Source organism: Pseudomonas viridiflava (assembly GCF_900184295.1).
GTDB lineage: Bacteria > Pseudomonadota > Gammaproteobacteria > Pseudomonadales > Pseudomonadaceae > Aquipseudomonas > Aquipseudomonas viridiflava.
The window spans coordinates 2210475-2223260 of the sequence record NZ_LT855380.1; the positions used below are offsets into that span (position 1 = coordinate 2210475).

The 12786-nt window shown below is 56.8% G+C and carries 5 protein-coding genes; all 5 read left to right on the forward strand.

Annotated features, from left to right (window positions below):
• The first annotated feature begins 220 nt into the window (after positions 1-220).
• The 5 genes from CFBP1590_RS10255 to CFBP1590_RS10275 all read left to right on the forward strand — a co-directional run bounded on the left by CFBP1590_RS10255 (position 221) and on the right by CFBP1590_RS10275 (position 12718).
• Entirely contained in the window at positions 221-2017 is a 1797-nt protein-coding gene (locus CFBP1590_RS10255) for a hypothetical protein (protein ID WP_088234964.1), read from the forward strand.
• Positions 2018-2052: 35 nt separating this feature from the next.
• Entirely contained in the window at positions 2053-6771 is a 4719-nt protein-coding gene (locus CFBP1590_RS28065) for a hypothetical protein (protein ID WP_231991838.1), read from the forward strand.
• Between the two features lie 100 nt (positions 6772-6871).
• The gene (locus CFBP1590_RS10265; protein WP_088234965.1) at positions 6872-9256 is read left to right on the forward strand and encodes a hypothetical protein; all 2385 of its coding nucleotides are present in this window, start codon (positions 6872-6874) and stop codon (positions 9254-9256) included.
• Between the two features lie 3 nt (positions 9257-9259).
• The gene (locus CFBP1590_RS10270) at positions 9260-12193 is read left to right on the forward strand and encodes a hypothetical protein (protein ID WP_088234966.1); all 2934 of its coding nucleotides are present in this window, start codon (positions 9260-9262) and stop codon (positions 12191-12193) included.
• A gap of 27 nt (positions 12194-12220) precedes the next feature.
• A complete protein-coding gene (locus CFBP1590_RS10275; protein ID WP_029243925.1) occupies positions 12221-12718 on the forward strand; it encodes a hypothetical protein in 498 nt (165 codons plus the stop codon).
• Positions 12719-12786: the final 68 nt, after the last annotated feature.

Here is a 12786-nt window from a genome sequence, read left to right on the forward strand (position 1 = left end):
GACAATCTCTGATCCGTGCGCCTGGGCATTATTGAGCCTGCAGTGCTGAAGCCAGGCTCGTATTAACCCTAACAATCCTCCGCAGGCTGGCAACCTAGCAATTGTGCGAGTAGGCGGGGCAGTGGGCACGGGGTAGAAATGCTCCACCCGCTGTCGTGAGCCTGATGCCCGCAGCGTTTCGTTCTTGAGTCGAGTACGAATGCGACAGGAGCCATCCGATATGACCCGCAATCTGCCTGCGCCAAAGGTGCCTGACCTGCAACAGCCTGGCAATTACATCGATCTGGCCAGGTTGGGCACCGCTGCCCTGACGACGTATGTCAGTTATCCGGGCATCGCTGACGGTGATTTTTTCTACCCTAACTGGCGAGGCTGCGGGGCTGCAGGAGAGGTTGTGGATTTCTTTGCAGATATGCAGCAGGTCATCAATCCAGGGCCCGAAGGCATGCTTCTGGAGATTGATAATGCGTTGCTCAAGGCGCTGGATCAGGGCTGGGTGTTTTATTCCTATCGGCTCCTCGATCCCGCCCAGCCGAACGATCCGGGCGAAGAGTCCGCGCGGCTGTTTTTCTACGTCGGCGAGCGGTCGATGATGTTGCCTGCCCTGGCAGTCGCGCAGTGCAAGGAGTCTCATGACCTGCACCTCGATCCTGCGCTGCTGGAAAAGATCGATACCATTTCGATCGTGACGCCGCCTTATCGCGCCATGCTTGCGGGTGACAAGGTCACGCTCACGCTCGACCTTTACCTGGTTGAGGATTTTTGCCTGATCTCCCTCGTTCAGTCAAAAGAGGTGACCGAGGCGGATGTGGGGCAAACGTTGCTGTGGGTCATCGGTGTGACCGAGCTGTCGATGATCGAAGACGGTTTTTTTTTCATGCACTACAGCGTCGACTATGCGACACCCACGCAACCGACGGTGTCGCTCATTCAGAGGCTGTCTGTCGTCGCTCCTTCGCAACCTATGCTGCCCGCGTTGACGATTGAAGGGTTCAGCGGTGGCTCGCTGGACCCCAACTCCTTTCCCGACGGCCTCACACTGGTCATCGAGCCCTATCCCGGCATGCGTATCGACGACGGCGTGGTGCTGTACGCAAGCGGTGTGCAACAAGAGGCACAGAGCCTGCGTACTGATCGTTCGAATCTCGACAGCGGCGTGCTGCAGTTCGATCTTTCGTATCAATGGTTGTTGCAGAACAACGGCAAGGAAATCGAGTTTACATGGCAGTACGCGCGTGAAGGCCAGGCGGGCAGCGCCATTGCACACAAAGTAATGATCCGCAAACCCCTCGATCTACCGCCGCCGGAGATCGACGATGCCATTATCGACGGCGTGATCGAAAACGGCGTGGCGGGGCATATCTTTGCATCCAGCCTTGTTCGTGGAGCACGTGTCCGTATTCCGGACAGCGCCTTCATCGGTGTCGACGATACCGTGCAAATGCATTGGGACGGGTACGGCAACACCGGCAGCTTCATTGCCATTCCTTTACCAGGTGATCCCCGTTCCTTCGATATCCCTGCCTCTGCCGTGCCTGCCAACATGGGGCGGCATGTCAGTGTCTATTACGAGGTCAAGCCTGTTTCGCAACCCTCGGGAATGTCGAAAATATTCGATCTGGAAGTCAGAGGGATCAAGGAAGGCTGGCCAGTGATCCAGATCAAGCGTCCACCTGCCACTGATGCGCGAATTCCATTGGGCAGCGTGCCTGCGAAGGGCGCCGGGCTTGATCTGGCCTCATGGGTCTATATGGCGCAGGGCCAGCGCGTACAGGTCAAGGCCATAGGCGTATTGCAGGCAGGAGGGGAAGAAAGAATCGACATTCGTACGGGGGCTGCCGAACCCGTTACCCCTACGGAGTATCAGGCGAGAGAGGTATCGGTAATCCTTCCCAAGGATTTTCTGGCGCGCCTGAAGAGAAACAGCGAGACCAACAGGGTTACGGTTGCCGTCAGCTTTGATGACGGGGCGACCTACGTGACCTTCCCCTTTATCGACTTCAGTGTGCTCGACTGATTCAACGCCTGACGTTTGGCTGGGAGAAAATCGCTATGGATGGCAGTTCGCTGGAAGGTCTCGTGTCATGGATGCGCGACAGCAAAAACGACGTGATGCATCGCTGGGGATGCATTGCAGTACTGGCGCGCAAGCAGCTCAATGAGGTGCTGGTGCAGAATCACATTGCCAGCCATACCGCTGATACCGGGTTTCGTATCGATGCAGCGGTTGACACGATTCCGGGCAAGCAGAAAGACATCCTCAGCGGTTTTTTGCTGGATGCGCCCCAGTTATCGTTCGAGAGGGCCGAGCACGATCATGCAAGCCTGAGCTGTCCGGTCACAGCCGGTTCCTGGCTCTTGCTCGTTGCCGAGACTCAGGGCTGGCATATCCAGAAAGTCACGGCGATCAACCCCTTGACCGCCCCCAGAGTACTGCTGAACGTGGACCTGACAACTGCGTCGGGAGACGTGGACGACGACGGTCGCATCCTGCTGGACCTCAGGAACTGTGATGACTTCAGGTTTATGGGAGCCGACACTGAAGAGCAGCAAAAAAGGATCGGGCAGATTTTTCAAAACTGGTTCAAAGGACAGCCGGATGACAAACGTATCCTGGAGCTGGGCAGTATAGGCGGCGAAGGTGGAGGGCTGATGACGCCGGATGGCTTTACGCTGCGTGCGCAGAAAAACCCGGCAGCGGAGCGGGATAATGATGGCGACGGCGCTGTTCTTGTGTGCATCAACATGGCGGGTCAGGACAGGGGAGACGACTTTCCGGCTGATTACCCCTATTTCATTCCTGACGATGTCGGGGAGCAGTATTCGGCCACGGTACTTTTTGACCAGGCCACAACCCCCTTTGCCTTGTTCGCTGCTATCGAGAAAGCATTCGGCGGCCAGGCATTTTCGTTTGCCTACGATGCACAGAGTTCACGCGCAGAAGCGAAGCTGACCTCCGGAGAATTGAGCGTGCCGCCCATGACGATCGAGCAAACCGATCCGGACACGGGTTATGTGGTGGTTTGCGTCATTGAAAAAATGAAGTTCCCTGCCACGGTCGAGCAGCCGCTCGTACTGGGCATCGAGGGCACCAGCATTCATATCACCTGGTCTTCGGCAGCCTCAGCGACAATGCGTATGTCGGCAGAGGATCAGTCCGAGGAGGACAGCATCACCTTTGGTGTGTCCCTAAGGCTCGACGCCACTTATGAACTGCAAGGCCTCACGTTCTCCAGAACGGCTTATACGCTCGATAAAACATACGTTGCCCCCGCTGACCTTGATCTGGCTCGCCGGACGGGCTGGTTCTGGAGTTTTATCGAGCAGGTGATACTCGACCTCGTTCACTACGCATTTCTGGAAACAGTCAGCGAAAGCATCGATCCGATGTTTGAAACCACCTTTTCGGCCGGGACCGGTGCCGAAGCCTTCCTGAAGGACAACATCAAGGTGGGGGCTGACCAGTTCATCGAAAGCCAGAGCCTGCACATCCCTCGTGACGTTGTCATTTTTGGCCGCGTCAACCCGACCCTGACGACGTTCGTCATCAATCCTTTGCAGCCGATAATGGCGGCAGGAGGCAGTCAGCAGTTCAGCACCCAACCCGGTGTCGCAGGTGTGATCTGGTCACTGGAGGACCCGGCAGGCGGCGGTGCAGGCCTGGGCAGCATCAATTCTGCAGGGCTGTACAAGGCACCTGGCGCTGAAACGTCAGGCCCCGCGATCAATCGCATAAGGGTGGTCGCCACGCACAACGGGCACAGCAGCGCTGCGCTTGTCACTGTACTGGAACACAGGTTGAACATCAGTCCCTTGATTCAGGTATGCAACGCCGGCGAAACCGTGGAACTGGCGGGCGGCGCACTGGACGATGCAGCGCTGCAGTGGACGGTGCGCAACCCGGTGGCGGGGGAAAGCGGTACGCTGGAACCCGGTAAGGTGCCTGGCCACGATTGCAGCTACGTCGCGGCGGCAAGAGTGCCGGACAAGACGTATGTGATCGATGAACTGCAGGTCAGCAGCGCAGGCGAGACGCGTTCTGCCTGGGTGCTGGTCAGGCAGATAGTGTCACCGTTGACAGTCAGACCGTTCCCGGACGTCAACCTGTCCGCCGGGCAGATACGTCTGCGAGCCTTCTTCGACAGCGACGAGGCCATGCCTGTCTCATGGCGTCTGCCGCTGGAAGGTCCGGGCTCTCTCGATGCAGAGGGCATCTATACCGCACCTCAAGGTACCGATGACCGGTTTGTCCTGATATTTGCCTCGTATGACGATGCATTTCTTGGCGACATCGAAGGCCACATCATCCTGCCACTTCCGCTGGAAGACTTCCCTGACGAGCTGGGGTTGCTGAGCGTGGGCATTGAAGAGGAAGAAATGGGTCAGAAATCGCTGCTCAATGATCCTTCCCTCGAGGGGCTCGTGCAATGGATGGCCAAACCCGACAGCAACGTCATGTGGGGGTGGGGCGCCATCTGTGCCATGGCACGGGGCAAGATCAACGATCTGTTATTACAGGAATATACCGCCCGTTTCGACAGCGACACTTACCTGCCGCCCATCAGCGGTGAAGTGTCGACAGTGAACGGGGTGTGGAAGGAAAGCATTCACGATTTCATCCTCGATGCACCACGTCTGGCCTTTACCAATGATGACCTTGGTCGCTCACGCGCGACCTTGAAATGTTCCATTTACAGCGGAACGCAGTTCACGCTTCACAACAACGTCGATGTCTGGCAGGTCGAAAAGGCGGTGTACATCGACCCGCTGCAGGGGCCTGAGTTGACGCTTGACCTGCAACTCGATCAGGTTCCTGGTCTTGTCGAAAGTGACGGTCGGGTGCGACTGGACCTCAAGGACAGTGACAATTTCACGCTGTCGTTTGCAGACACCGAATATGAGCGAAAGCTGGGCGGTGATTTTTTCAGCGAGCTCTTCAACAAGCTGCCCGACTCACAGCGGATCTGGACACTGGGTGTCATTCAGAAGAACAGCAACCCGTTGCTGGTGCCGGCGTCGTTCAAGCTGCGTACGCAGTCCGATCCCATGGCTGCGCGCGATGGCCGTGCGGCGAGCTTTGGTGACGGGGCTCTTCTGGTGTTCATACGGATGGAGGGCAGCTCGGAGGGCGGAGATATTCCGGTCGAGTATGCGTATCTGATCCCGAATGATCAGGACAAGGACTATTCAGCCACCGTCCTGCTCGAAGCTGAGCGAGCCTTTGACGCCGCGCGTTACGTTGAAACGGTGGCAGAGGCCATCAAGGCGCGCTTCGAGGCCGCCAAGTTTGACTATAAGCAAAACGCTGACGGCGTCGTGATCAATGCTACTGCAACCAGTGGTTTGCTGAATTTTCCGACCTCCAGTCAGGATCTTCTCCCAAGCAGGGTCGACGGTGTTTTGGTGACTCCCCACATTTACTGGAACGGTGCGCAGGTTGATATTGCGCGATCGCAGCCGATGGTTCTGGAGCTGGCCGGACGTAACCGTGTTCTGCTGAAGTGGAAGGACAGCCTCACGATTGCCAATATGCTTGAGCTGAAAGGCATACAGTTTCCGCCGATTGTGTTCGCGGAAAAAATCTCGATTGACGTGACTGTCCAGTACAGTTTCAACGATGAAACCGGCGAATTGATCCTCAAGCCCGAGCTCAACCTGGACGTAAGCAGTTCAGACCAGGATATCGGCATCGAACCCGGTGCCCCGACCCCTTCTCTCGCGCTTATGACTTTGATTATGGCAGCAGGTTATGCTGCCTCGACCAGCAGCCGGGCGCTGTTCATCACAAGGATTACGGACATCCTGGAAAGCACGTTCAATGCGAGTGTGCAAGTCAGCGGGTTCATCCGTGAAAGCGTCCAGCTCAATTTCAATCGCGCCGTCACCAGCGATGTGTTGCGTGCACCTCGGGATTTCCTATCGGTCGGTCGTGTGGCTGCGGTGGCAGACGATTTTGTCGTGACGCCTCAGGAGCACCTGATGGCGGCTGACAGCTCCATGAAGTTCACGACCGATCCACCCGAGGTGGATGTGCAATGGAGTATCGAAAATCTGTACGGAGAATCCGAAGATTTTGGTGCGATCAGTGGGGTGGGCAAGTATTACGCGCCGGAAGCCAGCTCGCTTGAAAAGTCGTTCACCCGGATCAGGGTCACCGCCACGGATCCGGCCACCGGGCATGCCAGCTCGGCGCTGGTTACCGTGCTGGCCAATGCGCTGACCGTCAATCCGCTTATTCAGGTCTGCGATGCCCTGGCTAGCGTGGAATTGGCTGCCGGTGCCCTTGGCGGCGGTGATCTGGAATGGCGCATTGACAATTTTGTCGAAGGCGAAAGTGGAGAGCTGCAATTCAGCGAGCAACCAGGCAGTGATCACAACGGCAATCGCGCCTATCTCGCGGCGCCGGCCGTACGAGGTAAAACCTACGTACTGGATGAGGTTGTCGTGACAGGCGTCGACGGCTGCGTATCGGCCTGGGTGCTGGTGCAACAGAAGCCGCCAGGCCTGGTGATCAAACATGAAGAGGCGGGGCTTACCGCAGACAGCATCCATTTGTTGGCGTTCGCCAATGGCAAACCCTTGCCGCCCGATCAGGTCGTTAACTGGTCAATCGGGGCGCACGGGCCCGGGTCAATCAGCGAAACCGGCACCTACCTCAGTGATCCGCAATCCAGCGAACGATTTGTTCTGATTTTCGCAAGGTGGGAGCACCCGATCCTGGGGGCGTTCGAGGGGCATATCATTCTGCCGTTGCCTTTGCGTGAACGCTAAAGTGGGTCAAGGCTGCCTTCACGATTCGCAATGTATTCAGCAAAGCAATTGACGGTAGTTTGTAAACAAGATGCACACGGATATCACAGGAGGTGATGTCATGGCGGGTTATTCAATGGACAGTCTGTTGGTGTGGTTGAGGGACACGACCCGGTTGAGAGGTTGGGATAATGTGATAGCGCTGGATACTCGACAGGTCAGTGAGGGCCTGAAGGGCATTTACCAGCTCAACCTCGAGAATGGCGTGACGCCAACCGTACCCGACGGAAGCGTCTCCATCCTCGACACCAACATCTCGCACTTTTTCTCGGGATTCGTATCAGGGCCGCCAGGCCTTTCACTCAGGCAGGCCTCGCTTGAACATGCACCACTGGCATGGCGAGTGTCGATGGTCGGTGGCCTGCATACTATTCTGGCCCGAGAGTATGGTCAGAACGAGGTACTGCGGATATCGGCCTATGAGCCGCTTAACAGTCCGGCGCTTGATATGGATCTGGCGCTGGCCAGCGAATCCAATACCCTTTCTGTGGATCTGGCGCTTGGCGAGGGCCCGGAGCTGACGATTGCCGGCACGAAGACTGAGCAGCGCGAGGCGGGCAAATATTTTCACAGTTGGTTGCAAAGCCTTTCCGAATCTGCGCGCGTGTTTCCGATCGTCGAATTCAGCGCCACGGACAACCCGTTGTTGAAGGTGCGCAGGATCGAGGCAAGAGCCCAGCTCGAGAACGCTCAAGGTGTTTCTCGACAAACCGCAGAGGCGCAGGGCAAGGGAGCGTTGCTGCTGTTTGTCACGCTTGATTATGGCGTGGCGGGTGGGCTGCCGGATGACAGCTCGGATTTCCGTTATCTGATTCCCAATGACGCAGGCGCTGACTATTCGGCGGCGATGGTGTTTTCCTCTCACGCGCTCCACAGGGCCGCGCTTGGCCATGCCGTGATGGAAATGCTCAATAGCCCCGAATTCTTTTTCGAAATGCCTGACAAGGAGCCGCTGAGATCAATGGTCGCCCGGTCGGGCACGTTCGACGTGGCGGGCGACAGTTACCAGAGCGCCGACTTTGTTTTCGAGTCTTCCGCATTCAGTGTGCAGGCCTCTGACACGTACAAGCCACTGACGGTTGATTTCGATTACGGCAACGCTGTTCACAGTTGGGGTTTTCCCTGCACGCTCAACTTTCGGTACCGGGCGCTGAACAGTAGCGAGTGGCAGCCGTATCAGGAGGCAACGTTCAACGTCACCCTCAAGCATGAGTTTCACCTGACGCCTGGTGAATTCGATAACGATGTGATCGAGGGCCATTTCTATTGCCCTTATAACCATGATGCGCAGGTCACCCCTGTGGCAGATCATTTGGCAGACATTTCGCCCGCAGAACTGCAACAGATCAATGGCTTCGTTGCCTACACGGCCAAACATGGTCTGCTCAAGGGACTGGCCCCGCATTTTCGTGCCGATGGCAGTGAAACCTACCTGTCGGGTCTGAAACTGTGCGGCGGGCACGGATTGCAAGCTCGGGCAAAGAGGCTGCCTCACGATCTGGCAGTGTTCGGCCGAATGGGGCCTGACTCCTCGACGCTAAGGATTGTCGCGCTCCAGGGCGTGGTTGTGGCTGGATCGAGCCTGCAGTTGAGGACTGAGCCCATCCGCGAAGGCTTGCGATGGTCTGTCACTCTGCCTGATGACAGTCATGGCGCCCCGGGGACGATCAGTGCCCAAGGCCTGTATCAGGCCCCTGATACCGAGGCGATGGGGCAGCGGTTTCATCAGGTGTTGATCAGCGCAGAGAACGCTGTCGGCAACGAGCGCGCTACAACGCTGATTGCCGTCCAGTTTCATGGCGTCAGCCTGAACCCTCTGATCGAAGTCTGCAATCACAGCGAGTCGGTAAGGCTGTCGGCCAGAAGTGTCAGTGGCGCAGATCTTGTCTGGAAGAAAAAGGACGCGGCCAGTGGCGGCAGCCTCGGGCCTGACGAGACTGATCCGGCAGGCGGCCAGATCTACACCGCCGGGCCGAGGGTGGCAGATAAAACCTATGTGCTGGATGAAGTGACGGTCAGCGATGGCAATGACGCCCGTTCGGCCTGGATCCTTGTGAAGCAGATGCCGCCTTCGCTCGCGATCAGGCCTGTCGAGGATGCAACGCTTCCCGAAGGGCAAATTCGCCTGGAGGTCTTGAGCGGCGTCGATACAACGAGCTTGAAAAAGGGAGAACGCATTCCGGCAAAGACTTCCGACGAGGAAGGGTTCGTGTGGTCATTGCCTGCCGGTGGCCCCGGCTCTATTGATCAGAACGGTGTCTACACCAGCGCTTCCAATGCCGGCGACTGTTTCGTCCTGATTTATGCCACCTGGGAAGACGATTTCCTCGGAGAGTTGGCAGGGCACATCATTCTGCCCCTGCCGCTCAAACAGGCTGCGGCCGTAGTCAAGGCGCTTTCGATCAAACCCGATGACCAGGCGCAGCCTGTTGTGCCCGGAGTGTGAATCATGTCAATTTCCCTCAGGTATCTGAAACACCGGTTACAGACTTCCGACAACGGTTCGGTCACTCAAGGCTGGGGCGCTGTTCTGGCCATCAGCTTCTCCGAGCTGAACGAACAATTGCTCGTTCAGTATCTGGAGCGCCATGCGCGGTTGAGTTTTCTTCCATCGTTTTCCGGTGACATCGACTCGACAGACAAGGCCGTGAACATTCATCTGTCTCGCATCGAGTTGGGTGTGCCGGTTCTGTCCATCTCAAGTGCGTCTGCGTACAAACAGTTCGTGCAGGTGACGATTGGGGTGGTGTCCGGTACTTGCCGAATATCGCGCTGCCCGCAAGGCAGCGCCACCACAGTGTCACAGGATGTACGCATCACTGAGGCCATGGGTTTCAGCCTGCAGGCAGTCGCTGAACTGCAGCTTGATGATGACCTTGGCGTGACACTGGATCTGGCAAAAGCATTCGACTTCACCTGCAACGTGGCGGGGGCTGACGAAGTCTCCAGTGCGCTTGTTGCCAAATTTATTGAGCAGAAGTTCAACAATCTTCGTCTGCACCAGAGTTCATTTTTTCTTGTGCAGAAGTTACCTCCACAGGTGCTTTCGGGCAGCAGGCTTTTCATTCAGCCAGCGCCTGGATCGCACGTGCGGGGGGCCAGAAACTTCGGTGCGGGTGCTCTGGTGGTATTCATGCGATTGAGGGGGCGTCCTGAGTCCGGACGTTTCCCACCCACCAGTGATTTTCCATTCCTGATTCCTGACGCCTCCGGCGCGGACAAACGTGCTGGGTTCGGGGTGACGCTGGCACTTTCGCGCGACGCACGAGGCATGACTGCCGAGGGGCTTGCGATGATCGTTGACAGCCTGCGCTTCGCTGGGCGGAGCAGGTTTGTCGAGGTGGAGCGCGATGTGTCGAGCGATCTGGTGCTGTTCGGTACGCTCGCGTCGCCGCAGGCTGCTATCAGCCCATCGACGACCAGATTGTATGCCGGGGAGCAGCGGCGGTTTGTGCTGCAGGATGCTGACGGTATGGAATTGGACGTTGACAGGTGGGAGGTGCGGGGCCTGGAAAGCCATACGCTTGAAAGCCAGGGCAAGATCAATCCACTTGGCGTTTACACGGCAGCCCGCGTGGACCTGCTGGGCCACGAATCCCTCCGTGTCGCGATCATCGCGACTTACGGTGGTGCCAGACCTCGCGTCGCTTCGGCGCTGGTGACGGTCGTGTACGAGAAACTGGAACTCGGGCCACGCCTGGTGCTCGTCGCAGGTGGAACACGCCCTGAATCTGTGACCCTGAAGGCATCTGATTCCGACGGTGCCGTAACGCTCTGGGCGTTACACAGTCCTGAGTACGGCGTACTGAGTGAGGTCGAAGGTGGTGCACTGTTCACCCCCGATGAGCGATCTGTAAACAAGGCACTGATCGCCCAGCAGATCGAGGCAGGGGGGGCGGACGGGAAAGTTGCCACAGTTTTGATAGCCAATGGGCAACCCATGCTGCGAATCGATCCCGTCTTTGTAGCGCGGGCGCGACAATCGACTCCCGTCAAGCTGACCGACGACGCCACGATGCTTCCGGGCTTTCAGCGCCGCTGGCACGTGATCAGTGGCGCTGGCAGCGTCAATGACCAGGGCGAGTTCAGCCCGCCTCTGGAGAATACCGGGTCAAACAGCGTGGTCAGATGTGAGATCGTCCGCGAGGGTATGGTGCTGGCCTGTGGCTATAGCGTTATCGAGGTGTCGGATCTGATCGATGAGCCGACGTGGAGTGAGCTGAGTGTTTTCAAGGTGGTGGTGCCAAACATATATAACCTTCATGCCGGGAAGTTGCTTCCGAACGGTCGCCAGCAACTCGCGTTCCGGGTCGAGACGCAAACCATGGACGTCAGCGGTGTGAATTATCCGTTGAGCCCGGCAGAAATGGCTTCGATGCGACTGGTCGATAAAGCTACCAGTCAGGAGATAGCATTCCTGCTTGATGGTCAGGAGGCTATCGCTGAAGCGGCCGCACTGCAAGAGCAGCAACTGTGGGCGACCCACAGTCTCGCCAATCGTTTCGATCTCGCTACCTGGACGATGGCCAGTGCGGATGTGCCGGATACGTTCGCCGCGGCCGAGTCGTCACTTATTAGTTCGAGCACCGTCGTCCAGCCCTTTTATCTGCAAAGTCGTGCACCTGCAGGAATGGTCACGGAGTTTTATGCCAGGTTTCAATCTGAAACAAAAGCGTGGTTTGAATCGATCCAGTTTGCCGACGAGTTCAACAGGATAACGATCGAGCCGTTAGCGCTTGTTGTATTTGACACGAAAGACTATTCGTTCGAACCGCATCGGGTCGAGGGCAATGATATTCCTCCTCCCACAGCGGAACCGCCCCCGCCCGCGGCGGATGGCGACGTCACTTCAGACCCCGCATTCAATCTCGTATTTAAGTCTGTTGATTTCTGGGCGTTGAAAGTGTTGGATCCGATGACGCGTCAATGGATGAAGTTTTACACCGTTGAGTTCCTGCCTTCGGTCAACGGGAGCGATGATATCAATTGTTCGGCACTGCTTTGGGAGAGCGAACAAGTGAACGAGTCGTTTGTCAGCTGGACAGGTTATATATTTCAGGCCATCCCGGATGGCCCGAGCGTTGAAAAGATTTCATTCGATCCCGGTGTTTCGGACGTTACAGGCACCGGTGAAAGTCTGGATAAGGGCGTGGTACTGCCGGGGTTTGAAGTGGGGTCGCTGGTCATCAGCCTGCACCGCTCCTGGAAAATACCTTACCGTCCCGCAGGCGATGCGGTGCGCGATCGTTTGTACCGTCCGCTGGCGGTCATGTTGATTGATCAGAAAGGAAACGTTCACCGAAGATACATCGACTTTAGACCCAGCGGTGTCGGAAGACGAAATCGTCTGCTTCATAGTTTGTATACCCCCTTTAAACCTTAGGCTATTGAACGACAGGGAGTCAGGGTCATGAATATAAGGAATGGTTTTTTTGCCTGCCTGCTGGTGGCAGGCTTGACGAGTTTGCAAGGATTCGGCTCTGACAGGCAGCCGGTAGCGCTCGAAGGCGATACATCACGCTCCATAAATTTTGCAGAAAAATATGAAAATCAAAGACCTGAGGGCGATCAGTGCTCGGTCCCCATCAATTCGACTGTGGATTGGAGTTTCGCGGATGATAATCCCTGCAAGAATGATCAGATGAATTATTTTCAGCTGAATAATGTTCGTTCGGCCACGGGCATCGAATTGGAGTCGAGGCACTGTAACGATTCCGGTGGGTGGGTGTTTGCTTTAAAGACGTACGTTGATCCGGTGAGTACGGACTGGATTGACATCCAGGAACTGAAAGGCCAAGAGCCTGGTTATATCGTTCGGGAGGGCGTTTATCTCGAGTGGAAAAAACGTGAAGACGACGATCAGATAAAAGGAAAGCTGTCCTGTGTCAGGGTGAGAACCTCTCGTTGACGGTGAGCGCATGGGGTTCGTTGCAAGGGAACGATGAGGCCTGTCTTCCCTTGCGAAAAAGAATGGGA

Coding starts and splice junctions, on each gene's coding strand:
- CFBP1590_RS10255 (WP_088234964.1), top strand. CDS start 221: ATGACCCGCAATCTGCCTGCGCCAAAGGTGCCTGACCTGCAACAGCCT.
- CFBP1590_RS28065 (WP_231991838.1), top strand. CDS start 2,053: ATGGATGGCAGTTCGCTGGAAGGTCTCGTGTCATGGATGCGCGACAGC.
- CFBP1590_RS10265 (WP_088234965.1), top strand. CDS start 6,872: ATGGCGGGTTATTCAATGGACAGTCTGTTGGTGTGGTTGAGGGACACG.
- CFBP1590_RS10270 (WP_088234966.1), top strand. CDS start 9,260: ATGTCAATTTCCCTCAGGTATCTGAAACACCGGTTACAGACTTCCGAC.
- CFBP1590_RS10275 (WP_029243925.1), top strand. CDS start 12,221: ATGAATATAAGGAATGGTTTTTTTGCCTGCCTGCTGGTGGCAGGCTTG.